General features: G+C 63.3%; 24 protein-coding genes and 1 pseudogene. 10 read left to right on the forward strand and 15 right to left on the reverse strand.

Annotated elements, in window-relative coordinates; genetic code table 11:
• Positions 1–291: 291 nt before the first annotated feature.
• From ACVJ5M_RS27695 to ACVJ5M_RS27705, 3 genes are all read right to left on the reverse strand, one after another.
• Complete coding sequence (locus ACVJ5M_RS27695) at positions 292–1,059, reverse strand: class I SAM-dependent methyltransferase (RefSeq protein ID WP_063983649.1); 768 nt, start codon at positions 1,057–1,059, stop codon at positions 292–294.
• A 297-nt stretch (positions 1,060–1,356) separates the two neighbouring features.
• Entirely contained in the window at positions 1,357–1,677 is a 321-nt protein-coding gene (locus ACVJ5M_RS27700; protein ID WP_063983650.1) for a DUF805 domain-containing protein, read from the reverse strand.
• A gap of 9 nt (positions 1,678–1,686) precedes the next feature.
• Complete coding sequence (locus tag ACVJ5M_RS27705; protein ID WP_063983651.1) at positions 1,687–2,697, reverse strand: M23 family metallopeptidase; 1,011 nt, start codon at positions 2,695–2,697, stop codon at positions 1,687–1,689.
• A gap of 260 nt (positions 2,698–2,957) precedes the next feature.
• On the opposite strand from ACVJ5M_RS27705, the gene ACVJ5M_RS27710 reads away from it, so the two are divergent.
• From ACVJ5M_RS27710 to ACVJ5M_RS27725, 4 genes are read left to right on the forward strand one after another with little or no spacing between them, the layout of a single operon-like run.
• Positions 2,958–3,809: a phosphodiesterase gene (locus ACVJ5M_RS27710; protein WP_063983652.1), complete on the forward strand. Its 852-nt coding sequence runs from the start codon at positions 2,958–2,960 to the stop codon at positions 3,807–3,809.
• Between the two features lies 1 nt (position 3,810).
• On the forward strand, positions 3,811–4,761 hold the full coding sequence (locus tag ACVJ5M_RS27715) for a carbohydrate ABC transporter permease (RefSeq protein ID WP_063983653.1): 951 nt from the start codon (positions 3,811–3,813) through the stop codon (positions 4,759–4,761).
• The gene (locus ACVJ5M_RS27720) at positions 4,758–5,627 is read left to right on the forward strand and encodes a carbohydrate ABC transporter permease (RefSeq protein ID WP_063983654.1); all 870 of its coding nucleotides are present in this window, start codon (positions 4,758–4,760) and stop codon (positions 5,625–5,627) included. Before ACVJ5M_RS27715 ends, ACVJ5M_RS27720 begins: the two co-directional genes overlap by 4 nt.
• An 11-nt stretch (positions 5,628–5,638) precedes the next feature.
• Positions 5,639–6,970 carry an ABC transporter substrate-binding protein gene (locus ACVJ5M_RS27725; protein ID WP_231144906.1) on the forward strand — a complete coding sequence of 444 codons (1,332 nt, stop codon included), beginning with the start codon at positions 5,639–5,641 and terminating at the stop codon, positions 6,968–6,970.
• A gap of 75 nt (positions 6,971–7,045) precedes the next feature.
• On the opposite strand, the gene ACVJ5M_RS27730 is transcribed toward ACVJ5M_RS27725, so the two are convergent.
• The 4 genes from ACVJ5M_RS27730 to ACVJ5M_RS27745 all read right to left on the reverse strand — a co-directional run bounded on the left by ACVJ5M_RS27730 (position 7,046) and on the right by ACVJ5M_RS27745 (position 11,044).
• Entirely contained in the window at positions 7,046–7,867 is an 822-nt protein-coding gene (locus tag ACVJ5M_RS27730; protein WP_014495741.1) for an ABC transporter permease, read from the reverse strand.
• A gap of 10 nt (positions 7,868–7,877) precedes the next feature.
• On the reverse strand, positions 7,878–8,762 hold the full coding sequence (locus ACVJ5M_RS27735; protein WP_063983656.1) for an ABC transporter permease: 885 nt from the start codon (positions 8,760–8,762) through the stop codon (positions 7,878–7,880).
• Positions 8,763–8,773: 11 nt separating this feature from the next.
• A complete protein-coding gene (locus ACVJ5M_RS27740; protein WP_063983657.1) occupies positions 8,774–9,838 on the reverse strand; it encodes an ABC transporter ATP-binding protein in 1,065 nt (354 codons plus the stop codon).
• A 66-nt stretch (positions 9,839–9,904) separates the two neighbouring features.
• A complete protein-coding gene (locus ACVJ5M_RS27745) occupies positions 9,905–11,044 on the reverse strand; it encodes an ABC transporter substrate-binding protein (protein ID WP_231144904.1) in 1,140 nt (379 codons plus the stop codon).
• A gap of 193 nt (positions 11,045–11,237) precedes the next feature.
• On the opposite strand from ACVJ5M_RS27745, the gene ACVJ5M_RS27750 reads away from it, so the two are divergent.
• Positions 11,238–11,972, forward strand: a complete 735-nt coding sequence (locus ACVJ5M_RS27750; RefSeq protein ID WP_199877100.1) for a FadR/GntR family transcriptional regulator — start codon at positions 11,238–11,240, stop codon at positions 11,970–11,972.
• A 32-nt stretch (positions 11,973–12,004) separates the two neighbouring features.
• Here ACVJ5M_RS27750 and ACVJ5M_RS27755 read toward each other — a convergent pair whose 3' ends face one another.
• Positions 12,005–12,994, reverse strand: coding sequence for a zinc-dependent alcohol dehydrogenase family protein (locus ACVJ5M_RS27755; RefSeq protein WP_063983658.1), 990 nt, complete (start codon positions 12,992–12,994; stop codon positions 12,005–12,007).
• Between the two features lie 103 nt (positions 12,995–13,097).
• Here ACVJ5M_RS27755 and ACVJ5M_RS27760 point away from each other — a divergent pair, with 103 nt between their 5' ends.
• Positions 13,098–13,994 carry a LysR family transcriptional regulator gene (locus tag ACVJ5M_RS27760; RefSeq protein ID WP_063983659.1) on the forward strand — a complete coding sequence of 299 codons (897 nt, stop codon included), beginning with the start codon at positions 13,098–13,100 and terminating at the stop codon, positions 13,992–13,994.
• Positions 13,995–14,347: 353 nt separating this feature from the next.
• The gene (rnd, locus tag ACVJ5M_RS27765) at positions 14,348–15,517 is read left to right on the forward strand and encodes a ribonuclease D (protein ID WP_063983660.1); all 1,170 of its coding nucleotides are present in this window, start codon (positions 14,348–14,350) and stop codon (positions 15,515–15,517) included.
• Positions 15,518–15,772: 255 nt separating this feature from the next.
• Here rnd and ACVJ5M_RS27770 read toward each other — a convergent pair.
• Positions 15,773–17,156 (reverse strand): annotated as a pseudogene (locus tag ACVJ5M_RS27770) (aspartate aminotransferase family protein).
• A 195-nt stretch (positions 17,157–17,351) separates the two neighbouring features.
• Entirely contained in the window at positions 17,352–18,683 is a 1,332-nt protein-coding gene (locus tag ACVJ5M_RS27775; RefSeq protein ID WP_283018686.1) for an MFS transporter, read from the reverse strand.
• Positions 18,684–18,838: 155 nt separating this feature from the next.
• Between ACVJ5M_RS27775 and ACVJ5M_RS27780 the strand changes: the two genes are divergently transcribed.
• Both ACVJ5M_RS27780 and ACVJ5M_RS27785 read left to right on the forward strand, forming a co-directional pair.
• Entirely contained in the window at positions 18,839–19,585 is a 747-nt protein-coding gene (locus ACVJ5M_RS27780; protein ID WP_063983662.1) for an IclR family transcriptional regulator, read from the forward strand.
• 118 nt (positions 19,586–19,703) lie between these two features.
• The gene (locus tag ACVJ5M_RS27785) at positions 19,704–21,296 is read left to right on the forward strand and encodes an FAD-dependent monooxygenase (RefSeq protein WP_187387723.1); all 1,593 of its coding nucleotides are present in this window, start codon (positions 19,704–19,706) and stop codon (positions 21,294–21,296) included.
• Positions 21,297–21,326: 30 nt separating this feature from the next.
• Here the strand turns inward: ACVJ5M_RS27785 and ACVJ5M_RS27790 are convergent, their stop codons facing one another.
• The 4 genes from ACVJ5M_RS27790 to ACVJ5M_RS27805 are packed head-to-tail and all read right to left on the reverse strand — an operon-like array spanning position 21,327 to position 23,345.
• Positions 21,327–21,497 carry a hypothetical protein gene (locus ACVJ5M_RS27790; RefSeq protein ID WP_166096098.1) on the reverse strand — a complete coding sequence of 57 codons (171 nt, stop codon included), beginning with the start codon at positions 21,495–21,497 and terminating at the stop codon, positions 21,327–21,329.
• A gap of 34 nt (positions 21,498–21,531) precedes the next feature.
• The gene (locus ACVJ5M_RS27795) at positions 21,532–22,095 is read right to left on the reverse strand and encodes an isochorismatase family protein (protein WP_063983663.1); all 564 of its coding nucleotides are present in this window, start codon (positions 22,093–22,095) and stop codon (positions 21,532–21,534) included.
• A 25-nt stretch (positions 22,096–22,120) separates the two neighbouring features.
• Entirely contained in the window at positions 22,121–22,741 is a 621-nt protein-coding gene (locus ACVJ5M_RS27800) for a GNAT family N-acetyltransferase (protein ID WP_063983664.1), read from the reverse strand.
• Positions 22,728–23,345, reverse strand: a complete 618-nt coding sequence (locus ACVJ5M_RS27805; protein WP_063983665.1) for a hypothetical protein — start codon at positions 23,343–23,345, stop codon at positions 22,728–22,730. Before ACVJ5M_RS27805 ends, ACVJ5M_RS27800 begins: the two co-directional genes overlap by 14 nt.
• Positions 23,346–23,416: 71 nt before the next feature.
• On the opposite strand from ACVJ5M_RS27805, the gene ACVJ5M_RS27810 reads away from it, so the two are divergent.
• Positions 23,417–24,457, forward strand: a complete 1,041-nt coding sequence (locus tag ACVJ5M_RS27810) for a LysR family transcriptional regulator (RefSeq protein WP_028147769.1) — start codon at positions 23,417–23,419, stop codon at positions 24,455–24,457.
• A gap of 20 nt (positions 24,458–24,477) precedes the next feature.
• Here ACVJ5M_RS27810 and ACVJ5M_RS27815 read toward each other — a convergent pair whose 3' ends face one another.
• Positions 24,478–25,632, reverse strand: a complete 1,155-nt coding sequence (locus ACVJ5M_RS27815) for an autotransporter outer membrane beta-barrel domain-containing protein (protein ID WP_063983666.1) — start codon at positions 25,630–25,632, stop codon at positions 24,478–24,480.
• Positions 25,633–25,967: the final 335 nt, after the last annotated feature.

Genomic DNA, 25,967 nt, shown 5'->3' on the forward strand with positions numbered 1-25,967 from the left:
TACTCTGAACGAAGAAGGGATGGAAGCGATCAAGTCGCGGTACGACCAACAACGGCGTCCCTCTGACCGGCGGTTCGGGGCAGAGCAGCTCAGGTAAGGCGAGGGTTTCTGACGGCGCCGTGACGCAAGCCAGCATAGCGATGCCGTGTCCTGGCTATGCTGTTGATGACGTCCTCACCACCCCGAACACCAACATTGGAAACACCAGCTCCGGATTTCACGTGGACCGTTGCAACGATCAATCCTCGGGCGGATCGAACGTCAGCAGCAACATTTTTCCTTAAAGGAATTTCAATCCCTGATCGCAAACACGTTGTGACCGAAGATCGATAGGCCAAGCGTTTCGGAAAATGCGCGCGGGAAGAAGCGATAATCCTTTAGGCTGAGTGGGAAGAACCGGAAGCGTTGCGGCCGCGGCAGGTTGGCTGCTGTGAAAATGAAATCGATATCCCGCGCCGAGAAGTAATTGATGTGATCTGGCGGGATCCACAGATGCCGTTTTCGAAACTGCGGGAAAATCGCCCGCACGTCATGCACATTTGGGGTGATGACGATCACGAGGCCGCCGGGCCGCAATGACCTCGCCGCCACTTCAACCATCTGTCGCGGCTCGGCGACGTGCTCGATGACGTTGTCAATCACGATCGCATCGGCCGTATCGCCGCCGCGGTAAATTTCTTGAATTATCGGTACGCCGGCACGGATACCAAAGTCGGAAAGCCCGCGTGCCGGCTCGTAGCCCTGATAGACTACGGGATCGTCGCGCAACAGGTAACCGACCTCGCCACGCCCGCAGCCGATCTCGAGTACCCGTTGACCGGACTTGAGGTGCGCGAGGATTAGCCGCCTGATCTGGTGATGTCGTGGCCGGAACGCCCAGTCGATCTTCTCGATCTCGACGTGGTTGGCTGTGTCCGCCGGCGGATCAGCAACGAAGACATGCTCGCAGCCGCCGCACTGTACGATAGAGAAGTCATCACCCCTGCGGCTGATCGTCAGTTTTGGATGAAATTCAGTGTTGCCGCAAAGGGCACAGCAATCTCTAGGCGAGCGTTCCATTTTCCTGGCTCCAACGGCAGCTCTATACCTTCTGCAACCCATCGGTGTAAAGACATGGCGGCGCACTGTTAGCGGGCCACCCTGACAGCCAGGATGGCCTCATGGCCGATCCTTTCGTATCATTCCCGTGGAATACGGGGTTGAGCCGCTCGTCAACGAGGTGCTGTACGCTCTCGAATTGTCGCGCGAAGCGACCGACTGGATTGCACCCGTTGAAAGTCAGGCAGGCGTCGCTGAGGTGCTCAGGAGCTGGGCAAGATATCTGGCATCGAAACAATCGAATTGAGCGTTTGCGGCCTATGGCCGACTGATCGTCTTCTCTACGCTCGGCAGGAAAACCAGCTCGATCAATAGCCGTAGCGGCCCCACGATGGGAATGAGCACGATCAGCTGAAACCAGCCCGAGCGCCCGCGATCGTGACACCGTTTGGCACCGACGGCCCAACTGGGCCAGAGCGAGAGCAGCACGAGGACCCCGAATGCCACGTTAAACTGAAGCGGAGGGACAAGAACAATCACCACGGCATGAACCACGGCCAGCGGGATCAGGAAGCGAAACACATAGTCGAACCGGCTAACGCGTCCGCTGAATGAGAACAAGAAACGCAGGATTTCCACGCGCCGTCCTTACTTCGTCGCCTTCCTGACTCCGCCGAACGACGCCGCGTCGAACTTTTGCGGATCGACGGGATCGTAGCGGGACCACTCCATGTCTGGCACGTTGGCGTACCGCTCGGTCCAGGCCTTGTTCGTCGTCGTTGTCCCGGGCGCGACGGGGCGGATCTCGAAATGCAGCACCTTGTTCGGGCCGATCTCGCCGATCGTGTCCTTGGCCTTGACGCTCGCGCCGACCGCAAGCGGCTCGCCCTTCGGACCGCCTATGCGGCCGAGCTGGACGTAGCGTGTGTAGACGATGCCGCCGTTCGGATAAGTGTGCTTGAGCACGACGTAGCGGCCGCAACCGCCGATCACGGGCAGGTCGGCCGGCGCCTGCTCGCTGGTCTCGATCTTGACGACGACGCCGTCCGCCATCGCCGCCACCGGGCCGACTGCCTTGTCGGAGGTGAAATCGACACCGGGATGCTCGTCCTGGGTCCAGCATCCACAGGAGGTCATCGTCTTGTCTGCAGGCTTGTCGGCGCGCGGAAAGCTGCGCGGGGTGAGGAATTCATTGACCAGCAGTCCCGGCCCTTCGGGGGACGTGAAGGCATGGATCGCATAGAGCGAGAGCTTGTCCCCAACCGGCACCTCCGCCGGCAAGAAGCCGTAGACCACATCCTGGATGAAGACCTTCAGCTCGCGCCCCTTGGCGGAGCGGACCGTGATGCAGTTGGTCGCCTGCAAGGCGTCGGCGTCGGTCTTGGGCATGCCGCTCATGATCAGCGATCGCTTGAGCGCGCCACTTGCGCACGGCTCCCCGTGGGAGGCCAGCGTGACGTCGAGCTTCAGCGGCGACATCGGGTAGACGTCGAGGCCGGTGGCCGGTCGCCGCCGTGCCAGGAACTCGTCGAGATCGGTCTCCTTGTAACGGGCGAAATTGAATTCGGCGCGCGCCGCATCGGGGACGGCGGAGAGGACGACAAGCAGCAGGGAGACGGCAAGCAAACCCAGCTTGGGGAGGCCACGCGGCGGCAACATTTGGAGGTCTCGTGATGCAAATTCGGTGAGCAGTATGAGCAAACCACGACCGCATCTTCGCGGCAAGGTAGACCGCATCTTGCGCCTCAATCGTGAGAGGTCATTCGACCCCAGAGTACGCTCGCCCGGTCGTCCCAAGCATGTCCACATCTTCCACGCGCCGCAGGAACCGCTGTCATCAAACTGAAACACTGGCGCTCTAACGGCCTGTCAGGGACGTCCTGCCGGAGGCGCCCATCCTCCAACAGTCCTGACGCGCCATGCCCTTCAAATTCATCCACATCACCGACACGCATCTCGCGAACCCCGGACTGAAGCTCTATGGCCTCGATCCGCGCGCCCGGCTGGACGCGGCGGTTGCCGACATCAACAAGCACCAGTCCGATGCTGCCTTCGCGGTCGTGACCGGCGACCTCACCCATTGGGGCGAGCCTGAATCCTACGCCAATTTCGCCGAGGCGATGGCCGCGCTGAAAATCCCTTATATCGCCATGGTCGGCAATCACGATAAGCGCGTGGCCTGCCTCGACGGCCTGAAGGCCGCGCCGCGCGACCCGAACGGCTTCGTCCAGGGCACCCGCACCACCGAGCACGGCCTGTTCGTCTTCCTCGACACGCTGGACGAGACCAGCCACGCCGGCGAGATGTGCGCCAAGCGCCTCGGCTGGCTCGCAAGCACGCTGGCGGCCGCGCCCGCCGACATGCCGTTCGTCGTCTTCATGCATCATCCGCCCTTCCCGGTCGGCGTCCACGCGATGGACGAGATCGCACTGGCGCAGAGCGCCGAATTCGCCGAGGTGATCGCGCCCTATCGCGCACGCATCCGCCATCTCTTCTTCGGCCACGTGCACCGGCCGATCTTCGGCAGCTACGGCAAGATCCCGTTCTCGACGCTCCGCGGCACCAACCACCAGGTCTGGTTCGAGCTTGACGCTGCCGCGACCGACCATCTCGCCAGCCATGAGCCGCCGGCCTATGGCGTGGTGCTGATCGACGGCGAGAACCTGGTCGTGCACAGCCACGACTTCCTCGACACCAGTCTGCGCTTCCCCTTCGAGCCACCGGCGGGAATGGACGGCCGCGACTATGCGCTCAAGTTCGCGGCGCGGTGAAATGAGCCTCGCTGAACCCGCGGCTCTTCCGGTCGCGGCATCGGCGGCACCGCGTCTGCGCGTCCTGAAGCGGTTTCTTGGCCGATTCAAAGCCTCGCTGCCCGCCTACCTTTTGCTTCTGCCATCGCTGGTCTTCCTCGCACTGTTCACCTATGGCGCGATGGGCCGCGTGCTGATCGACGCGCTCTACCAGCGCGCCACGCCGAAGGCACCGGTCCGCTTCGTCGGCCTCGACAATATAGCCGCGGTGCTAGCCGACCCCGCCTTCACCGGTGCGGTCGTCAACAATCTCGTCTACGCCATCGGCACGGCGATCCCGAGCATCGGACTTGCACTGCTGTTCGCGCTGGCGCTGTCGCGCACCAATGCGGTGAGCAGCGCGCTGCGCGCCGCGCTGTTCCTGCCGGTGCTGATCCCGATGGTCGCGGCCTCCGCGCTGTTCCTGTTTATCTTCCTGCCCAATGTCGGCCTGCTCGACTATTACATCGGCCGCCTGCTTCCGGTGGTGCCGAACTGGCTCGGCGACCCCGACATCGCACTTTATGCGATCATGGTGATCACCATCTGGAAGAACGCCGGCTACTACATGCTGTTCTTCCTCGCCGGCCTCCAGGCCGTGCCCGAGGATGTCATGGAAGCCGCGCATCTCGACGGTGCCGGCCCGTTCATGCGGCTGCGCTACATCATCCTGCCGGAGCTCAAGCCCACCTTCCTGTTCGTCATCGTCATCGCCACGCTCAACGCGGTCACGCAGGTCGACCACGTCTTCGTCATGACCAAGGGCGGACCGTCGAACTCGACCAATCTCGTGTTGTTCTACATCTACCAGCAGGCGGTCGAGCATTACGACATCGGCAAGGCCTCGGCGGCAACGCTGCTGACGCTTGCGGCGCTGATGGGCCTCACCGCGCTCTCCTTCCGGACGATGGCCAATCGTGAGGGCGGAGCATGACGCTGATCGACTGGCTGCTTAGGGACGCCCCGCTCGCCACGCGCCGCGAGATCACGCCAAAGCTCGGCTTTCTGCTGACCGTGCTGCTCGCGATCGTTTGGCTGATCCCGTTCCTGTGGATGGGCGTGGCGACGCTCCGCCCGGCGTCCGACGGCATCAACGTGATGGCCGAGCTGATCCCGAGCCTCAAGCCCACGCTCGACAATGTCAGGGATGCCTGGGAGATCGGCGATTTCCCGCGCTACACCCTCAACACCACGATCATCTGCACCGGCATCCTGCTGGTGCAGTTCGTCACGATCACGCTGGCCGGCTTTGCCTTTGCGCGGCTCGAATTCGCCGGCAAGACGCTGATCTTCTATTTGTTCCTGATGCAGCTGATGCTGGTGCCGGTGCTGCTGATCGTGCCGAATTTGAGCCTGGTGGCGCAGTTCGGGCTCTACGACACGCTCGCCGGCGTGATGATGCCGTTCTTCGCCTCGGCCTTCGGCACCTTCCTGATGCGACAGGCTTTTGAAGCCATTCCGACCGAGCTGGAAGACGCCGCCCTGATCGACGGCGCCAGCCTTCTCCAGCGCATCCGCCACATCTACGTGCCGCTGTCGATGCCGAGCTTCTCCGCCTTCGCCATCATCTCCGTCACCAGCCATTGGAACGACTTCCTGTGGCCGCTGATGGTGATCAATTCGCCGGACAAGCGGCCGCTCACGGTCGGTCTGTCCGTCTTCACCGCGACCGCCGAAGGGACGCAGGCCTGGGGCACGATTGCCGCCGGCACGCTGATGGTGATCGCACCGCTGCTCATCACCTTCCTGATCTTCCAGAAGCGCTTTATCAGTTCTTTCGTCACCTCAGGCATCAAATAGGAGAGTTTTCGATGCTGTTTACCCGCAGGCTCATGCTTGGCCTTGCCATGGCAGGCTCTATGGCCGGCGCCCTCGCCGTCCCGGCGATGGCCGAAGGTCCGACCGAGATCGACCTGTTCTTCCCCGTTCCCGTCGACGGCAAGCTCGCCCGCGACATGGGCACGTTGATCAAGGAGTTCAACGAGACCCATCCCGCCATCAAGGCGACCGCGGTCTACACCGGCTCCTATGACGACACGCTGATCAAGACACGTGCGTCGATCAAGGCCGGCAAGCCGCCGGCTGCCGTGATCATGTCGGCGAACTTCCTGCTCGACATGCAGATCGAGAACGAGCTCACCAATCTCGACGGCCTGATCACCGCCGACGGCACCACCAAGGACCAGTTCCTCGGTCAGTTCTTCCCGGCGCTGCAGGGCAACGCAGTGATCAACCGCTCAGTCTACGGCGTGCCCTTCCACAATTCGACACCGCTGCTCTACATTAACGCCGACAAGGCCAAGGAAGCGGGCCTTGATCCCAGCAAGCCGCCGCAGACCTGGGCCGAGCTCACCGACTGGGCCAAGAAGCTCACCAAGCGCGAAGGCGACAAGGTGACCCAATGGGGCATCGCGATCCCCTGCGCCTATGACTATTGCGGCTGGATGATGGAAACGCTCACCATGACCAATGGCGGGCGCTACTACAACGAGGAGTTCGGCGGCGAGGTCTATTACGACACGCCCTCGATGCTCGGCGCGCTGACCTGGTGGAACGACCTTGTCTACAAGCACAAGGTTCACGCCCCCGGCGCCACGCCCGGTCCGGCCGTCAGCACCTCCTTCATCTCCGGCAACGCCGCGATGATGATGCTCTCGACGGGCTCGCTGACCTATGTGCGCGACAACGCCAAGTTCAACTACAAGGTCGCCTTTATCCCGCGCAACGTCCGCAACGCCGTGCCGATCGGCGGCGCCTCGCTGATCGTTCCGGCCGGTCTCGAAGCCGACAAGCAGAAGGCCGCCTGGACGTTGATCAAGTGGATGACCTCGCCTGAGAAGAGCGCCTGGTGGAGCCGCGCCACCGGCTATTTCGCGCCCAACATGGCCGCCTACAAGACGCCTGACATGGTCGACTTCCTCAACAAGAACCCGGACGCCAAGACCGCCGTCGAGCAGCTCGACGTCGCAAAACCCTGGTTCGCGACCTACAAGACCGTGCCGGTCCGCAAGACGCTGGAGGACGAGGTCATGCTGGTCCTCAACGGCAAGAAGCAGCCGAAGGAAGCACTGGTCGCCGCCCAGAAGGCCGCCGACGAGACGCTGAAGCCTTACAACGCGGAGACCTCGCTGAAGCTGCCGTAAGGCCAACGATCAGCCAAACAACCTCGGCGCTCCACGGTGTGGGGCGCCGAAATCATTTCAGGGGCCGTGATTGCGTCAGTTGCGCCTGCCATCGAGCCTGAACACCATCTGCGTCGGACGCACGAACCGCAATGCGACCAGCAGCACCGCCATGACGGTGCACATGTAGATCACAGCCATCGCATCGATCGAATAGACCGGCCGCACACCGCCAGCAAAGACGTTGTAATAGAGCGCCACGACCAGGGTCTGCGATCCCCCGCCCGCAAGCAGAAACGCCAGCTCGAAGTTCGAGATCGTATTTACGAGAACCAGCAGGCCCGCTGTCAAAATGCCGGGCAGCATCAGCGGCAACAGGATGCGGCGGAATATCTGCAGCCGGCTCGCGCCGAGCATCTGCGCCGACCATTCAAGGTTCAAGCTGATCTGCTCGAAGAACGGCAACAGGATGAAGACGGCAAGAGGAACCATCGGGACGAGCACGGCGAGAATGACGCCAATGACCGTCCCGCCAACACCAAACCCATAAAGCGTCGTGGCAAGCGGAATGCCGTAGGTCATCTGCGGGATCAGCAGCGGCAGGAAGTAGAGCAGCAGCAGGACCGGCTTGGCGTTGAAATTCCGCCGCGCCAGCACGTAGGCGGCCGGAAATCCGATCGCGAGCGCGATGAACACCACGGCCAGCGCGATGAACAGCGTGATGAAGAGCACATGGGAGAGCTCGAACTCCCGCCAGGCGTAGGTAAACCAATCCGTCGTGAACGCCGGCGGCAACGGCTTGCCGAACCAGCGTTTTGCGAACGAGCTGACCACGACATGCGTCACGATGCCGAGCAGGTTCAGGATGAACCCCAGCAGGAACAGGTAGATCGCCAATTTCCACATCCGTCCGCGCATTGGCGCCCCCTCAGCGTTTGCCGACGCCCATGGTTGTTGCAATCGTCATGCGGCGGCGCACCAGCACGATGACCACCAGCGCCGCGAGCTGGCAGAGCCCCATGATGACCGCGATCGCGGATGCGTAGGACATGTCATATTGCTCGAAGGCCTGCTGGTAGGCCGCGATCGAGATCGTCCGCGTCGAACCGGCCGGCTGGCCAACCATCACCGCGGATGGAAACACGGCAAAGCTCATCACGAAGACGAGGGCAAACGCGATGATCAGGCCCGGTGCGATCAACGGGAACATGACGCGCCGGAAGATGGTCCAGGGACCGGCGCCCAGCATGCGTGCGGAGCTTTCCAGGCTCGGGTCGATGCCGGAGATGTAACCGAGCAACATCAGGAAGCAGAACGGAAAGTTCTGCATGAACAGCGAGAAGGTGACGCCGATCGAATTATGCGTCAGCTCGAGCGGATTCTGGATCAATCCGACCGCAAGCAGCAACTGGTTGAGCCAGCCATTGTGGCCGTAGAAGCCGAGGATCCCTTCCGACAGGAAGACGACACCGAGCGAGATCGGAAGCACGAGAATGGTCGTGATGGTGCGCTCGAACCAGATGCCGCGCCGCATGCCGTATGCGAGGAACAGCGCAACCAACACGACCGCGACCGTCGTCGGCAACGCCAACATGAAGGTCGTCTTGATCGTATTGTACTGGTAGGCGTCGTTGAAGAACGCGACATAGTTCGAGAATATCCCGGCGTCGCGCTTCTTCGGCTGCAAGCTGATGTAGATCCCGTAGAGGAACGGGTAGACGAACATCGCGAGCACGTAGAGCAGCGACGGCGCAAGACAGAGGATCGCGACGAGGTCCAGTTCGCTGCGAGAATCAGAGCGGATGCGAGCCACGATCTGTCCCCTCACTCGCGACGCAGCAGGACGAACTTGTCCGCCGGCAAGGTCAGATCCAGCATCTCGCCCAATACGAGCTTCTCGTGCGAGCGGACCCAGAGCCTTGCGTCGCCATTGAGCGCGATCTCGGCCTCCTGCTCGCGTCCGAGATACTCGACCAGCTCGACCTTGCCGCGCAGCACATTGACGCCATCACCAGACTTGCCGAGACGCACATCTTCCGGCCGGATGGCCAGAACGGCGTGCTCGCCCGGGCGGAAGCTATCCCTGGCCCTGGCCTGCAGGATTTGCCCCTTGAAACCGGCTTCGATCATACCGCCCGCTTCCTTGCCGAGCGTCACATCGAGGAAATTTCGGAAGCCCATGAAATCCGCCACGAAGACGTTCTTGGGACGGTCGTGGATTTCCTGCGGCGTCCCGACCTGCATGAGCACACCTTCGCGCAGCACGACGATGCGGTCGGAGAGCGAGAGAGCTTCGGCCTGGTCGTGGGTGACGTAGATGGAGGTCAGGCCGAGCTGTGCGTGCAGCTGCTTGATCTCGGCGCGCATCTCGACGCGGAGCTTTGCGTCAAGGTTGGACAACGGCTCGTCGAACAGCATCAACCGAGGGTGCAGCACAAGCGCGCGCGCGATGGCGACACGCTGCTGCTGTCCGCCCGAGAGCTGACCGGGATAGCGGTCTTCATAACCGGCAAGACGTACCAGACCGAGCATGCCCCGCACGCGCTGCTCGATTTCCGCAGACGGCCGCTTCTGGAGAGAGAGGCCGAAGGCGACGTTGCCGAACACAGTCAGATGCGGAAACAGCGCGTAGTTCTGGAACACCATGCCGAACCCGCGCTTTTCGGGCGAGACATCGTCAATCCGTCGTCCATTGAGATGGATCTCGCCGTCGCTCGGCGGCACGAGGCCCGCGATGATGCCGAGCGCCGTAGACTTTCCGCAGCCGCTCGGCCCCAGGAAGGTGACGAACTCGCGGCCGCCGACCTCCAGCGGAAAGTGGTCGAGCACCACCTTGCCGCCATAACGCTTGGTGATCGACATCTGCAGCTTATCGATAGAGTCGGCCATTCCCCGCCCCGCATACGCGCGCGAGGGCCGCACCTGCGCGCCCTCGCATCTTGGTCCCGGTTCTTGTTATTTCTTGACCTGATCGGCGCCGACCTCACGGTCCCACCGTTCCATCGCGTAGCTCAGCTCGGTCACGCCCAGCGGAGGCGATACTTTCCATTTGGTCCCGATCTGATCATATTCAGGACGCCAGAATTCCTTCACCTCGTCCTGGATTTCCTTGGGCGCCGATGCGAGGGCTGCGGCCTTCACGACCGGCCCGATGAAGGCTTTCCAGGTGAGCGCCTGCTGCTCCGGCTTCCACATGAACTTCATGAGGTCGACGATGACATCGACCTGTTCCTGCGGCACGCCCTTCGGGATGCACCAATAGTGACCGTCCACCACGAACGTGGTGTTCTCCAAGATTGCGATCTTCGAGTCCGGCGGGATTACGCTCTGCGCGCGCGGCTTCATGTCCCATTCCATGATCCCGGCGATCATCCAGCGCTGCCCCTGGGCGAATTCCTTCAACGTGATCGCGGTACCGGTCGGATAATATTCGACGGACTTGCCGAGCTCTTTCAGGAAATCCCAGCTCTTGTCCCAGCCCTTTTCGGGGTCGAGCGGCTTGGAGTCCCCGAGAATGAAGGCAAAGCCCTGGAGGATCGCGCGGCCCGGCCCGCTGTTCGCCGGACGCGCATACATGAATTTGCCCGGGTTCGCCTTCACCCAAGTCAGCAATTCCTGCGCGGTCTTCGGCGGGCTCGGCACCTTCGCCGGATTGTAGATCAGCACCGGTCCACCGGCATTGCCGACTGACGGAATGAGGACGCCCTTGCCCTCGTCGTAAAGCGCCTTGCCCGCATCGGTGAGGCCGTCGCGCGGAAAGCTCTTCTGATAATCGGGGATGGCGATGAGCTGGCCGTTCTGGGCCAGCAGTGCGCCGCCATCCTGCCCGGTCAGCACCAGATTGATATCGAGGCGTCCGGCGTCCTGCTGCGCCTTGATCTTGGCCGGAAGCTCCGGCGCGGGCGCGCGTTGGATTCTGATCTCGCTGACCTTGTCCGGATTCGCCTTCTTGTAGTTCTCGATGATGGTCTGCACCGAGGCCAGGTCACCGCCGGTATCGATGATCGAAAGACTGATCGGAGCGGCAAGGGCTCCGCTGCATAGACACGCCCCCAGCAGGACGGCGACCATTGGGGTTGCTGACCTCGGTTTCATTCTCGCCTCCCACGCGCTTTATTTTTTGCGCAACTTGTTATTTATTTGTAAGGCAAGCATCGACGAAATCTTCGCTGGTTGTCAAGCGGTCTGTTCTGTAGCTGTTTTGAGCTGGCGGCCGAGCGCCTTGTGCACGGACTGAAATGTCAAAAACTTGTTTGGAAGCCGAACGCAAAACCGGACGGAGCCGGACTTGAAAAAGCCTGCGATGAAATCCGCGGAGTTGCCGCTGTCGTCCTCGACGGGACGATTGAGCGACCGGATCTACGACCATGTGCTGGGTCAGATCGCGATCGGCATCCTTCCCGTGAACTGCCGGTTACCGCCCGAGAATGGCCTTGCCGAACTCCTGGGCGTTTCGCGGCCCGTCGTTCGCGAGGCGCTGACGCGATTGCGCGACGACGGGCTGATTGCATCACGCCAGGGCGCGGGCTGGTTCGTGACCCGGCGTCCGGCCGCCAATGCCTTCGACTTCGCGCCTGTCAGTAGCATCCCCGATATCCAGCGCTGCTTCGTGTTCCGGATGGCCGTCGAGGGCGATGCCGCGGCCCTCGCCGCCCGCAACCGGGACAGGCAAAGCCTGCGCCGCATTCAGCAGGTGCTGACCAGGCTGGATACGATGGTCGCCCAAGGGCGCGAGGGCGGCCTTGGTGTCGAGGAAGATCTCCTCTTCCACCGCACGATTGCGGAGGCGAGCGGCAACCGGTTCTTTGTCGAGACGCTGACCTCGTTGAGGGAGCAGATCGCCATTGGCGTCAATCTCAACCGCAACCTGTCGCTCATTCAGCCGCGCGGCCGCATTCTCAGGGGACAGCAGGAGCATCGCCGCGTGTTCGAGGCCATCGAGGCACAAGACGAGGACGGCGCCCGCCGCGCCATGCGCACGCATGTCGAAAATGCCCGCAAGAGAATATTCGAGGGGGGCTGATCGCCGCGACGTGAGCCACGCGCCGCGCGCGGTTAGATCGTCACAACGATCTTGCCGAACTGATTGTTCGACTCCAGGAAGCGATGCGCCTCGACGATCTCCTCGAACGGGAACGTTCTGGCGATCACCGGCTTCAAGCTGCCGTCTGACAACCCGTCGAGGATGAACGCCTTTGCTTTCGCAAGGCGCACGGGATCGCGGATGATCTCGTGCACGAGGTAGCCGCGCAGGACCAGGCTCTTGGTCAACACGTTGAAAAGCGGGAACGGCGTCGGCGCGGGGCTCAGCCCACCATACTCGATCAGGATTCCGCCCCGTGACATCGCCGCGGTCAGCGGCTCGAATGCGGGACCGCCGACGGCGTCAAACACCACGCGGACGCCGCTCGCACCGGCGATCACTGCCAGCCGCGCTTCGATGTCCTCCTCGTCCAAGGCGATCACGTGGGCGGCGCCGGCCTCGCGCAAGGCGCGCTGCTTGGCCGAGGTCCGCGTCAGGGCGACCGGGAAAGCGCCGATCCGGTTCGCGATCTGGATGGCCGCAAGCCCGACACTGCTCGATGCCGCCGTGATGGCGACGACGTCCCCTCGCCCAAGTCCGGCGATGTCGACCAGCGCGCCGTAGGCCGTCAGATACTGCATCCACACCGCGGCCGCCGCCTCGAAGCCAAGCTCGGGCGGATGCTTCACGACGAGCTCGGCCGGAAACGTCGCGAGCTCGGCATAGGCCGGCCATCGCACCATCGACAGCGGCGGCACGATGCTGACCGCCTCTCCCGGTGCAAAGCCGGCCACGCCTTCGCCGATGGCCTCGACGATACCTCCCGCCTCCAGACCAAGGCCGGACGGAAATGTCGCGGTCTCGATATAGGTGCCCGTCCGCAACAGCGCCTCCGCACGGTTGAGACCGAGCGCCCTGACCCGGATCTGCACCTCGCCCTTTGCCGGCGGTGGAACGTCGACGGTCTCGATGCACAGCACTTCGGGACCGCCATGCCGGTGAAAGCGAACGACGCGGGTCATGGATACACTCCAAAACAATTGAACTGAATGGAGCTATGCCGATCCCACCGAAGTGGATAAATGGCCCGAATACGCGAACAGTCGAAACCAGGAGTTTTCAATCATGGACCGCCTGACCAGCATGGCCGTATTCGTCCGGGCCGTCGATCTCGGTTCGTTCGCGGCCGCGGCCGACGCCCTGGAGATGTCGGGGCCGATGGTCGGCAAGCATGTGCGCTTCCTCGAAGAACGTCTCGGCGTCCGCCTCCTCAACCGCACCACGCGGCGCCAGAGCCTGACCGAGGCTGGCCAGGCCTACTACGAGCGCTGCCGCGCGGTACTCAGCGAGGCCGAAGCCGCCGACGCCGTCGTGGCCGATGAACTCTCCGCGCCGCGCGGCAGGCTGCGCGTGACCATGCCTGCCCTGCTCGGACGGCACTGCATCGCCCCTCTGTTGATGAAGCTCGCGCGAAAATATCCGCATCTCGAGCTCGACCTCTCCTTCGGCGATCCCATCGCTGACATCATCGAGGCCGGCTACGATCTTGCGATCCGGACCGGCGATCTCGACGACCAGTCCGGTCTGATCACGCGGCGCATCGCAAGCCAGCGCATGGTGGTGTGCGGCGCGCGGTCCTATTTACGCGCCAACGGCAAACCAAAATCGCTCGACGATCTCGCCGCGCATCAGGCGATCATCTATCGCCGCTCTGGACGCGTCCGGCCATGGCTGTTTCCACAAGCCGACCAGCCGGCACGCGAGATCATGCCGTCAGGCAGGCTGAGGCTCGACGATATGGAGGCGATCGCGGACGCCGCCGCACAGGGCATGGGGCTCGCCTGGCTGCCTTATTGGCTGGTCCGCGAGCGTCTCAACAGCGGCGCGCTGGTCGGCCTCCTCGAAGGCCAGCCCGAATTCCTCTACGACTGCCACGCGCTGTGGCCCCGTTCGCCCCGGATTCCGCCAAAAGTGCGTGCCGCCGTGGACGCGCTCGCCGCCTTGCCGAAGCTCATGGGGTGATGGTCGAGCCCGCCCCCGTTAACTCCCCGTCCACCATCCGGCTTGCCGGGCGGCCGGTAACCACGAGCATTAACAGACCCTCAACGTACCCCCGACAAATCTATCAATGTTTCTGGAGATTTCGCCGTGGATCTGTTGGTTTTCGAGTTCCTGGGGCTGGCGCTGGTCGCCATGTGCGTGGTCGTGGTGGCGCTGCCCTGCGCGCGCAAATCCTCGCACCGGATCCGTTACGAATAGGAATTTCGTCGGAAAGAGACGATTCCGGCCCGATGCAATGCTCGAATTCGCTTAGAGCCCCTTGACATCACAGCGCTTTCGGCAGAACGGCTGATACCAAGTGTCATGGGCCGTTCATGGATTTGATTACCACCACCGCTGACCTCGCGGCTGCCTGCAGCCGGCTGGCCAAGCACCCCGTTATTACAGTCGATACCGAGTTCCTGCGCGAAACCACCTACTACCCGCTGCTGTGCGTGGTGCAGATGGCCAGCCCAGAGGAAGCGATCGTCATCGACACCCTGGCCGAGGGCATCGACCTCAAGCCGTTCTTCGACCTGATGGGCAACGAGGGCGTGCTGAAGGTATTCCATGCCGCCCGCCAGGACATCGAGATCATCTGGCACCAGGCCAACATCATCCCGCACCCGGTGTTCGACACCCAGGTCGCGGCCATGGTGCTCGGCTACGGCGACAGCATCGCCTATGACGCGCTGGTCGAGAAGGTCACGGGCCACCGCCCGGACAAGACCCACCGCTTCACCGACTGGTCGCGCCGGCCGCTGACGAAAGAGCAGATGCACTACGCGGTGTCCGACGTCACGCACCTGCGCGACGTGTTCGCCGCGCTCGATGCCGACCTCAAGAAGCGGCGCCGCAGCGAGTGGGTCTCCATCGAGATGGAGGTTTTGACCTCGCCCCGCACTTACGACTTCCACCCCGAGCGCGCCTGGGAACGGCTGAAGACGCGGGTCCGCAAGCCCAAGGACCTCGCGGTCCTGATGGAGGTCGCGGCCTGGCGCGAGCAGGAAGCGCAGAGCCGCGACGTGCCGCGCGGCCGCGTGCTGCGCGATGAAGCCATCAGCGACATCGCGACCCACGCGCCGAACACGCTGGAGAAGCTCGCCCATCTGCGCTCGGTGCCGAAGGGGTTCGAGAAATCCAAATGGGGCGCGGACATCGTCGCCGCGGTCGAGCGTGGGCTGGCGCGCGATTTTGCGACGCTGCCGAAGCTGGAGAAGCCGCGCAACAACAACAATGGCGCTGCCATCGTCGAGCTGTTGAAGGTCCTGCTGCGCATGACCGCGGAGCGCCACGCGGTCGCCAGCAAGGTGATCGCCACCGTCGACGATCTCGAAGAGATCGCAGCCGACGACGAGGCCGACGTCCCCGCCCTGCGCGGCTGGCGCCGCGAGCTGTTCGGCGATGCCGCGCTGAAACTGAAGCGCGGCGAGCTGGCGCTGGCGATCGAGAAGGGCCGCGTGATCGGGGTTCAGCGGGTGGAGCCGGTTAAACCGTCATCCTGAGGCGCGAGGCGTGAGCCTCGAAGGATGAGCGGCCCCCGCTGCGGCCAGTCGGCCGTCGCCCTTCGAGGCTCGCCGAAGAGGCGAGCACCTCAGGGTGACGGTGATAAATCGAGGCTCATTGCATCAACGCCGTCATTGCGAGCGAAGCGAAGCAATCCAGAATCTTTCCGCGGAGACGGTCTGGATTGCTTCGTCGCTAGCGCAAAATTGCTTCGCAATTTTGTTGCGGGCTCCTCGCAATGACGAGGAGAGAGCCTACGCCGGCGTCAGCTTCGCCACTTCCGGCTTCATATCATTCAGCACGCCCGTAATGGCCGCGATCAGCTCGTCGATCTGGGCCTTGGTGACGATCAGCGGCGGGCAGATGGCGATGGCATCCAGCATGTTGCGCGAGATCACGCCGCGCTCCTGGAGCATGCGGCTGGCGATGCCGCCGACGGCGCCGGGCGTGCTGGCGGCCGTCTTGCGTCCCTTGTCGAGCACGAGCTCGATCGCCGCGATCATGCCGACGCCGCGGACCTCGCCGACCAGCGGATGGCTGGTGAGCTCGCGCAGCTTGCCCTGCATGTAGCCGCCGAGCTCGGCGGCGTGCGCGACCAAGCCGCGCTCCTCGATGATCTTGAGGTTCTCCAGCGCAATGGCCGAACCGACGGGATGGCCGCCCGCGGTGAAACCGTGACCGAGCACGCCGATCTTGTTGCTCTCGTCCGCGATCGGCTCGAACATGCGGTCGTTCAGGATGATCGCCGACAGCGGGAAATAGCTCGAGGTGATCTGCTTGGAGACCACCATCACGTCCGGCTTGATGCCGTAGGTCTCGCAGCCGAACATCTTGCCGGTGCGGCCGAAACCGCAGATGACCTCATCCGCGACCAGCAGGATGTCGTATTTCTTCAGGACGGCCTGGATCTTGTCCCAATAGGTCGCCGGCGGCACGACGACGCCGCCCGCGCCCATCACAGGCTCGCCGAAGAAGGCCGCGATCGTATCCGGGCCTTCCTTCTGGATCAGCGTGTCGAGCTCCTCGGCCCGGCGCGTCGCGAACGCCTCCTCGCTCTCACCGGGCGCGCCGTCCTTGTAGAAATGCGGCGAGCCCGTGTGCAGGATGTTGGGCAGCGGCAGGTCGAACGAGCGGTGGTTGTTCGGCAGGCCGGTGAGGCTTGCCGAGGCAATGGTGACGCCGTGATAGGCGCGCATCCGGCTGATGATCTTCTTGCGCTGCGGCTGGCCAAGCGAATTGGAGCGATAGGCGATCAGCTTGAGGACGGTGTCGTTCGCCTCCGAGCCGGAATTGGTGAAGAACACCTTGCTCATCGGCACCGGCGCGAGCGCCACCAGCTTCTCGGCGAGGTCGATCGAGGGCCCGTGCGATTTGGCGGAGAACGTATGGTAGAACGGCAGCGCCAGCATTTGCTTGTGCGCCGCCTCGACCAGCCGCTTCTCGTTGAAGCCGAGCCCGACGCTCCACAGGCCGGCCATGGCCTCGAAATAGCGCTTGCCCGACGCGTCGAACACGTAAGGGCCCTCGCCGCGCTCGATCACCAGCGGACCCGGCCTGCTGATGCGCGCGCGCGTTGGTATAGGAATGGAGCTGGTAGGCCACATCCCGGGCCTCTTGCGAATTGGGCAGCATGGACATTGCGGGATTCCTCAACGGTGCGTCATTGGAGGTCATGACGCAGACCTGTCCAAACGACGAGCTTGTCCAAAGAAAACGTCGACATCTTGGCTATTGCGGCAGGCCGCAACTTGCAACGTCATTTCGTTGGCAACAAGCGCACACGAGCGTTGCAGGAAAGCAGCGCTGGCACTTCGGCAGGATATATCGCCTCGGCTAGCCTCGCCGTGCCAGCACGAAGGCCGCCGCCGCGGCGATCAATGCCGGGACGGCCGCAGCGCCAAACAGCGGCTGCGGTCCCATGTCGCGGGCCAGCATCACGCCGCCGATCAGAGGCCCCACGATCGAGCCGATGCGGCCGATGCCCAGCGCCCAGCCCACGCCGGTCGATCTGATCGCCGTCGGATAGAAGGTCGCCGTCAGCGCGTTCGAGGCGATCTGTCCCCCGACGATGCAAAATCCCGACGCGAAGATCGCGATCGTGACCAGCACGATCGAATGGCTGGCCATGCCGACGGCCGCAACCGCGACCGCCGCCCCGAGATAGGTCAGCGACAACGCGCGAAACGAGAAGCGGTCGATGAACTGGCCGAGCGTGAAGGTGCCGACCACGCCGCCGACCTGGAGCATCGCACCAATCGCGGCCGCCCCCGAAACCGACACGCCGAGATCGTTCAGCACGGTGGGCAGCCAGTTCGACAGCAAATACAGGTCGAGCAGGCTCATGAAGAACACGACCCAGAGCAGAACCGTCACCGATGCGCGGCCCTCTGCAAACAAATGCGCGACGCGCAATCCCGACAATTTGGGCTCCTGGACCACGAATATGGCATTGCCGGCGAAGGATACCCCCGGGGCTATCTTTTGCAGGAGGTTCGCCACCTCGCGGTCGCGGCCGCCCATCATCGCCAGGAACCGGATCGACTCCGGCAACGCCTTGAAGAGGAAAGGCAGAAGCAGCAGCGGCACGAGGCCGCCGACGAGGAACACCGAGCGCCAGCCGAAAGCCGGGATCATGGCGGCCGCCAGCAACCCGCCCAGGGCCGCACCGATCGAAAAGCCTGCGAACATGATCATGACCATGGTGGCGCGGCGGCGATGCGGGCTGAACTCGGAGATCAGCGCAATCGCATTGGGCATTGCACCGCCGAGACCGAGACCGGTCAGAACGCGCAACGCGATCAGCCAGGTCGTATCCACCGCGAACACGGTGAGCAGCGTCCCGATGCCGAACACCAGCGTGCTTGCGAGGATGATGCGGCGGCGACCGATCCTGTCGGCCATCGGACCGAAGATCAGGGCGCCGATCATGAGACCCAGAAGCCCCGCGCTGAACACCGGACCGAGGCTGCCACGCGCCAGCTTCCATTCCTGCGCGACTGCAGGCGCGACATAACCGATGGCCTGAGTGTCGAAGCCGTCGATGAACAGCACCGCGGCGCAGACGAGCAGAACCCGGATCTGAAAGGCGCCGACCGGCTGACGATCGACATAGGCGGGAACGTCGACCGTGCCCGACACGATCCCATCCGTAGCTGTGACAGCCATGCCCAACCCCTCCCCGGCAGCTCATGCACTATTATTCTTCTTAAAATCTCTTATAGTGAGATTATAACGAAGGCAAGCCGCTACCGTGCCGCCGTTTTGCGGCCGGCGCGAATGCGGGTATCACGGCGAATACGCGAAGCTGGATCGAATCTCACTTGGTCAAAGCAAACAGTCAGGATCGGGTCCTTGCCGTGCTCGATCTCTTCACCGAGGCACGGCCGCAATGGTCGCCCGAAGAGCTCATGAAGGAGCTCGGCTACACGAGGCCGACGCTGTATCGCTATCTGAAGAGCTTGAAGGACAGCGGCTTCGTGATGCCGACGCGCGGCGGCCGGTTCGCGCTTGGCCCGCGCGTGGTCGAGATGGACTATCTCAGCCGCCGTTCCGATCCGCTGATCGCAGCAGCCACCCCGCATCTGGAGCGGCTGTCGGCCGCGCACCCCTGTACGGCCCTGGTCGTGCGCTGGTATGGGGAAAAGATGCTGTGCGTGGCTTCAATCGCCTCCGTCGTGAATCCCGTGAGCAGCTATCCGCGCGGCCGACCGATGGCGATGGGCCGCGGCGCAATCGCGCGCTCGATCATGGCCTTTCTGCCCAAGCAGCGCGTGATGCCACTAGTGACGCGCTATGCCGCCGATCTGCGCAGCGTCGGCGTCGGCGACACCTCCGACGAAATCCTGGCAGCGCTGAAACGCGTGCGGCGCGCCGGCGTCGCCGTTGCCTTTGGCGAAGTGACACCGGGCGCGGTCGGGATCGCCGCGCCGATCCTCGATGCGGGCTACCCGATCGCAAGCCTCTGCATCACGATCGCCGGACCACATGCCAAGGGCGAGTTGATCGATCGCATCAGCGCGGAGGTCAGCGAAGCGGCCCGGCAAATCTCCGAGGTAATGACATACTAATCTCTTTATTAATGACATACTAATCTCTTTATTTGAGATTTTACTTGACGAAATCCGTGCGACATCTCATGAGGACGAGCGATCGCGCCTCGCGCGATGACAATCGTGGGGAAGCGATGTGAGGCAGGCTTCAGCGGATAGCGACGCGCCCGTCGTGATCGTCGGCGGCGGACCGGTCGGGATGGGTCTGGCGATCGGCCTTGGCCAGCGCGGCATCAGGACCATCGTCGTGGAACGCCACGAACAGCCGCAGCCGATCCCCAAGGGACAGAACCTCACGCAGCGGACGATGGAGCATTTCCATTTCTGGGGCGCGGAGGCAGCGCTGCGCGCGGCCCGCACCATTCCTCCCGACTACGGCATCGGCGGAATGACCAGCTACGGGACGCTGCTCAGCGGCTACAATTACAACTGGCTGCAGCGCGAGCTCGTCCGCCCTTTCTATTTCACCGACAACGAACGCCTGCCGCAATACGCGACCGAAGCCGTGCTGCGGCAACGGGCGGCACAGCTTCCCTCCATTGACCTGCAATACGGCTGGACCTGCCGGGATGTCCGGCCTGACGCCGAGGGCGTGGGCCTCGACATCGAAAATCGCGACGGGATGATACAGAGCCTTCGCGCCGACTACGTGATCGGCTGCGATGGCAGCCGATCGATCGTGCGCGAACGCGCCGGCATCACCCAGACCCGCTCCGACCACGACCGGCTGATGGTGCTGCTGGTGTTTCGCTCCGTCGAATTGCATCGACTGCTCGAGGCCTTTCCAGGCAAGTCGTTCTACAGCGTGTTGCATCCGGACCTCGAGGGCTATTGGAAGTTCTTCGGCCGGGTCGATCTCGGCAGCACCTGGTTCTTCCATGCCCCCGTTCCCGCGGACACCACCGCCGACAATTTCGATTTCCGACGCTTGCTGCACGATGCCGCCGGCGCACAATTCGACATCGAGTTCGAGCACATCGGATTCTGGGATCTTCGCTTCACGGTCGCGGACAGCTACCGCGCCGGCCGCGTCTTCGTCGCCGGAGATGCCGCGCACAGCCATCCGCCCTACGGCGGCTATGGCATCAACACCGGCTTCGAGGACGCCGCAAATCTGGCGTGGAAGCTCGCCGCGACGCTGCAAGGCTGGGCGCCCGCCGGTCTGCTCGACAGCTACGATGCCGAGCGGCGTCCGGTGTTTGCGTCCACTGCGCGCGATTTCATCGAGACTCCGATCTTCCGCGACCGCGATTTTCTTCGCCGCCACGATCCGGCGCGCGATCGGGCGGATTTCGAGGCCGCCTGGCACGAGCGGCACTCCGGCGCCCGCGCCGAGGTCAACGCCTTCGAGCCGAATTACGAGGGGTCACCAATCGTCTTTGGTCCGGCCGGCGCTGTCTGCAGCGCGATCGGCTCGCACGCCTATCCGGCGCGCGCAGGTCATCATCTCACGCCGCAACCTCTGTCGTCAGGCAACAACGTGTTCGAGGAATTGGGCGACGGCTTCACCTTGATCGATCTGACGGACGGCGCCGCGGCAACAGCTCTTGAGCAAGCCGCCGCGCGGCTTGGCATCCCGCTGACGGTGATCAGGGACACCGCATCAGGCGGACGCGAGAAATACGAGGCGCGGCTGATCCTGGTGCGGCCCGATCAATTCGTCGCCTACGCGGGCGACAACGCTGATGACGCATCCGATATCCTGATGCGCGCCATCGGCCGATCCTGAGAGAAACGCTTTCGCCGCAGGCCCGAAACCCTACGCCGCGCCGTCGTCATCCTCTTCGTCGGCAGCGCGAGCGGCTTCCCTCACCTCCACCAGCGCCATCGAGAGCAGATAGACCGTCGTGGGCAAGCCGACGCTGCGCGCCGTCTCCACAGCACGCGACAAATCGCTTGCCAGCTCCTTGAGCTCGTCCCCCCGCGACAATGTCCCACCCCATCCATCCGCCGACCACGGCCGCCTAGACCGCGATGGCGCCGCTGGTTCTGATCAGTTCGGCGCTGGCATGGACTGTAGCAAAATTCCCGATCACATTCACCACCGACTGTTTGTAGACGGCGGCATCGCCCGTGCCCGGCTGCCGGCAGGCCACGGCGTCAGCGACGATCTGGTAGCGATGGCTGCGGTGAAACCCGTCGACGGCGGTGGCCAGGATGGTTTCGTCCAGGGAAAAGCCGACCAGAATGCAGCGCACATTGCGGATATTGGACATGTAGTCCACGAACCGCGAAGAGCTGTAGGCCGACGGCAGCGGGTGCTCGAAAGTCATTTCGCCGGGTCGCGGCTTCGCCTCCGCGATCCAATCGGTCAGCCTGGATGCCGGATTGAACCAAGCCGCCTGGGCGATGCGCTTCAGATGCATCACCGGCCAGAGATTGGTGCGCCACAGTGTCAGGAGCTCCAGGCAGCGCACGGTGGCGGCTTCGCCGTCGAGGATGACATGGCGACGCCCGGGGGTCAGATATTCAACCTGGAGATCCGCACAGACCAGGATCGACGGATCATCGGTAATGGAAGCCAGCATTGTCTTGCGCAGAGCTGCACCAATTTCAGTGATCGGCGAGTGCGAGGTCCCGTAGCGGCGAGGTCACCGCCCGCCCCGCGGATGCGTCGAGCACGCCGGGCCGGTCCCAATCGCCCTCGGGGCGAATGATCACATAGGGATCGCTGTCCAGCGTGATGGCGTCCGGCCCCGGCTCGATCTCCAGCAGCATCTCCGTGTAGGAGAAATCCGAGAAGGTGATCTTGCGGTTGTGACCGAGCGGCTTGGCGCCGAAATGAGCCCAGAAATCGACCAGCCGGTCCTGCGCCTGGCCGTAGATCTTGCGAAAGCCCTTGCGCTTCACATAGTCGACGCTCGCCTGGACCAGCTTGAACGAGACGCGCGAGCGCCGATATTGATGACGCACCGCGAGCCGCTCTACCTTGGCGAAATCACCGAAGAAGCGTACCCGCAGGCAACCCGCAGGCTCGTTGCCGACGTAGCCGATGAAGTGCGCTGCGACCATGTCGTTGCCGTCGAACTCCTCGTCGAACGGACAATCCTGCTCGGCGAGATAGACCGCCGCGCGAATGGCGGTGACCAGCATGAGGTCGTTGGGATCGCGCGCGAGGCGAATGGTGATGGCGCGGGAGTCGGGCTTGGCGAGGGGAATCCTAGTGCCGTGCATCTGCAAAACTCCTTGTTTGGATGATCGCGCCCGGCATCCGCATCGGCTGCCGATGCCAGGGCCGCTCGTAACACCAGAGATCGGGCTGGAAGCTCGGGACGGGGTCGAATCCCGTCGCCTTCATGATGTCGCGTCCGGCCACGGTTGACGGCTGCGCATAGCAATCCGCGCCGCGAAACCTTACCTGACGGAGATGAGCCGCGGCCTTGCCGAGACCGGCGATACCGCGGCCCGTCGCCGCGATCGCCCAGATGTAGATCGCTGCAACGTCTTCCTTCGCGGAAGCGAGATAGCGCGTCTCGGGTGCGGTCAGGCAGATCTCGTCGAGCAGCAGCGCATCATGTCCGCGGTCGTTGAGGAACAAGAAGGCCATGCCGCCGACCAGATTGCCCTTGCGACTGAACGTCAGGATGCTCTGAGGATCGAACGTGAAATATCGTGCAAGCTCTGCCGTTCCGATCTGCACACCCGGCACCAGCCGGTGCGCCATGTCGGAAAGCGCAGCAATTTCGGAAGATTGCGCACATCGGACATCGACGTCCGGACTGAGCGGCAATGCATCGAAATCATGCCTTGCGGCAAAGGAGCCCCTTTCCATACTCATGTCACCCCTCTATCGTCCGAGGATTTAGTGCCCCGCTATGACGATGACCTTAGCGGTTGGGGATCTGGCGTATGCAGCAGTTATTGCACCGGGGTGCTGCTTTGATGCAGCACCGTGAAGAAGCCCTGGACGCGTCCTGGGACGATTTGAAACTCTTTTTAGCGTGCGCAAAATATAAAAGTTTCCGCAACGCGGCCGAAGAACTCGGCCTCACCTCCACCACGCTGATGCGCAGGATCGACCGGCTCGAAGAGAGCATCGACTGCAAGCTGTTCCTGCGCGACCAGAGCGGACTGACGCTCAGCGATGAAGGCGCCGCGATGATCGCCGACGTCGCGCATATGGAGCGTCATGCCTTCAACGTCTTCCGGCGTGCCTCGCGATCGTCGAACGACACGTCAGGCACCGTGCGCGTCGCGGTGACGGAAGGCCCCGGCAATTTCTGGATCCTGCCGCGGCTGATCGATTTCCAGAAGACCTATCGCAAGATCACCGTCGATCTGCGCTGCGCGATGGAGCAGGCCGACGTCGCCCGGCTTGAATCCGACATCGCGATCCAGCTCGAGCCACCGACCAATCCCGACCTGATCGTCGCCAAGCTCGGCCGCCTGCACATCTATCCCTTCGTCTCCAGGGAATACGAGAGCCTCTACGGCGTGCCGGCGTCCCTCGCCGAGTTGAAGAACCATCGCATCATCAAGCAGAGCGCGCCGCAGGTCGACGACGGCGCCTACGCGCGCGTGCTTGGACTGAAGTCGCTCGAAGGCATCGTCGGGATCAAGACCAACTCTTCGGTCGGCGTGCTCTATGCGGTGGAGCGCGGCGCCGGCATCGGCTTCCTGCCGACCGTGTCGATCGCGCTCGGCGCACCGCTCGTTGCCGTCGATCTGGGCGTCAGCCACCACGCCGATCTCTGGCTCACCTATCACAAGGAATTCCGCAACTCCGAGCGCCACAAGATCGTGGTCGACTGGCTGAAGAAGATCTTCGATGCCAAGACCTATCCCTGCTTCCGCGACGAGTTCATCCATCCGAATGCGCTGGTGCCAATGATGACGGCCGCGCGCGAGGGCTTTGGGCTAACGGGTTATGTCGCGGCAACGCCGACGTAGACGCAGGGCGCGCTTCGCCCTCACCATCTGTACTCGAAGCCGACCGTGCCCTGATGCGACGTCAGCTCGTTGCGGAACTTGCCGTCATAGTTGATGTAGAGCCGCGCGACGCTGGTGAGGCTGAGCGAGGCCGAGGCGCCGGCATCCATGCCGTAACGGCCCTCCCCGATGCCGGGAACGACGATGCTCTGGGTTCCCAGGCTGACCTGCACCGATCCCAGGTTCTGGTAGAAATTGTCGACGAACTTGCCGTAGGCCGACAGGTCCAGGATCTTCTGGTCGTAGATGAAGTAGCGCCCGATCTCCGCGCCGATCATCACGCGTGCGCGTGAGAGTGCCGTGGAGCCGACGTTCAATGGATCGAGCCCTCCGGCCTCCTGGAACGCAGCGCTGGTAGCGCGCACGTATTCGAGCGCGCCCTTGGGCACGACGCGCATCTGGTCCTTGGTCCAGTAGTAGCTGATCTCGGTCAGGCCACCGTCGATCGCGGCACGATAACCCGCGGTCGCAAGACCAACGCCGGTGTCCCTGCTGGAACGAACCTTGCCGAAACCGTGCACCACCGCGAACGCCCAGGTCCACGGTCCCTTGTCGACCGAGCCGTTGAAACCGATTTGCGTCAGGTCGAGCGTCGCCGACTGGAGCGCCAGCGGCACGTCGATGTCGGTATGGCTCTGGTCGACGGAGAAGCCGAGATTGACGCCCGGCGCGACCCGCGCGCCGAAGCCGGCGACGCCGCCAAAGGTCTTGCGCTTGTCGCCGACGAAGTCGCCTTGCGCGTCGGTCCGGACCGAGATGCCATAGCCTTCGAACCAGGTGCGGTAGAGCGGATCCTCCGTGCTCGCCGAGGCACCGCCCCCACCGGGATTGGTGCGCGATGCGCGGTTGACGCCGCCAGAGGCCTGGTTGCCGAGCCGCTCCAGGAAATTGGACCCAAGATTGAGCGCACTGTTGCCGGCCGACTGGTCGTAATTGGTCGCGGTCGGCATGGGGGTCGGTGACGCCGTGGGTGTCGGGGTCGGGGTCGGCGTGGGCGTCGGACTCTGCGCGAAGGCTGATGTCGCAGACATCATCACGACGAGTCCAAGCGCCATGACGAGCGCAGCCGCGATCCGGCGGACACGGCCCAGCCCGACCGTCTGCCGTGTCCCGGAGAGCTGCAACGCGCAGCGCATGACGACTAATCCCGAAGCAAAGTGGCGGAGCGCAAAAATGCAACACGAACGGCGCGCGCTTGCGGCGATTTGTGCCGAACTGCCACGCAGGGTCAACCGGTTGGCGCGCTGGAGCGGGGCTATTGCCTCGATTGTGGTTCCCTTGCCACAGGTCGCAAATAGCAGACAGCGACACCCGCCGCGATCTTGAAAGCCGTGCGCCGCTTGCTAACGCGCGAATTTCATGTTGCAATATTGGACACAATCGGAATTGGCCGCTCGGCTGTGCGTTTCGCGACATTGAGACTCGAACAGACTATCGGAAGCCCGTTTGTGGCGTGGCACGCGAAACTGCG

The sequence above is a fragment of the Bradyrhizobium sp. S3.7.6 genome (genome assembly GCF_054061875.1).

Coding starts and splice junctions, on each gene's coding strand:
- ACVJ5M_RS27695 (WP_063983649.1), bottom strand. CDS start 1,059: ATGGAACGCTCGCCTAGAGATTGCTGTGCCCTTTGCGGCAACACTGAA.
- ACVJ5M_RS27705 (WP_063983651.1), bottom strand. CDS start 2,697: ATGTTGCCGCCGCGTGGCCTCCCCAAGCTGGGTTTGCTTGCCGTCTCC.
- ACVJ5M_RS27710 (WP_063983652.1), top strand. CDS start 2,958: ATGCCCTTCAAATTCATCCACATCACCGACACGCATCTCGCGAACCCC.
- ACVJ5M_RS27715 (WP_063983653.1), top strand. CDS start 3,811: ATGAGCCTCGCTGAACCCGCGGCTCTTCCGGTCGCGGCATCGGCGGCA.
- ACVJ5M_RS27720 (WP_063983654.1), top strand. CDS start 4,758: ATGACGCTGATCGACTGGCTGCTTAGGGACGCCCCGCTCGCCACGCGC.
- ACVJ5M_RS27725 (WP_231144906.1), top strand. CDS start 5,639: ATGCTGTTTACCCGCAGGCTCATGCTTGGCCTTGCCATGGCAGGCTCT.
- ACVJ5M_RS27730 (WP_014495741.1), bottom strand. CDS start 7,867: ATGCGCGGACGGATGTGGAAATTGGCGATCTACCTGTTCCTGCTGGGG.
- ACVJ5M_RS27740 (WP_063983657.1), bottom strand. CDS start 9,838: ATGGCCGACTCTATCGATAAGCTGCAGATGTCGATCACCAAGCGTTAT.
- ACVJ5M_RS27745 (WP_231144904.1), bottom strand. CDS start 11,044: ATGAAACCGAGGTCAGCAACCCCAATGGTCGCCGTCCTGCTGGGGGCG.
- ACVJ5M_RS27755 (WP_063983658.1), bottom strand. CDS start 12,994: ATGACCCGCGTCGTTCGCTTTCACCGGCATGGCGGTCCCGAAGTGCTG.
- ACVJ5M_RS27760 (WP_063983659.1), top strand. CDS start 13,098: ATGGACCGCCTGACCAGCATGGCCGTATTCGTCCGGGCCGTCGATCTC.
- rnd (WP_063983660.1), top strand. CDS start 14,348: ATGGATTTGATTACCACCACCGCTGACCTCGCGGCTGCCTGCAGCCGG.
- ACVJ5M_RS27775 (WP_283018686.1), bottom strand. CDS start 18,683: ATGGCTGTCACAGCTACGGATGGGATCGTGTCGGGCACGGTCGACGTT.
- ACVJ5M_RS27795 (WP_063983663.1), bottom strand. CDS start 22,095: ATGCTGGCTTCCATTACCGATGATCCGTCGATCCTGGTCTGTGCGGAT.
- ACVJ5M_RS27800 (WP_063983664.1), bottom strand. CDS start 22,741: ATGCACGGCACTAGGATTCCCCTCGCCAAGCCCGACTCCCGCGCCATC.
- ACVJ5M_RS27805 (WP_063983665.1), bottom strand. CDS start 23,345: ATGAGTATGGAAAGGGGCTCCTTTGCCGCAAGGCATGATTTCGATGCA.
- ACVJ5M_RS27810 (WP_028147769.1), top strand. CDS start 23,417: ATGCAGCAGTTATTGCACCGGGGTGCTGCTTTGATGCAGCACCGTGAA.
- ACVJ5M_RS27815 (WP_063983666.1), bottom strand. CDS start 25,632: ATGCGCTGCGCGTTGCAGCTCTCCGGGACACGGCAGACGGTCGGGCTG.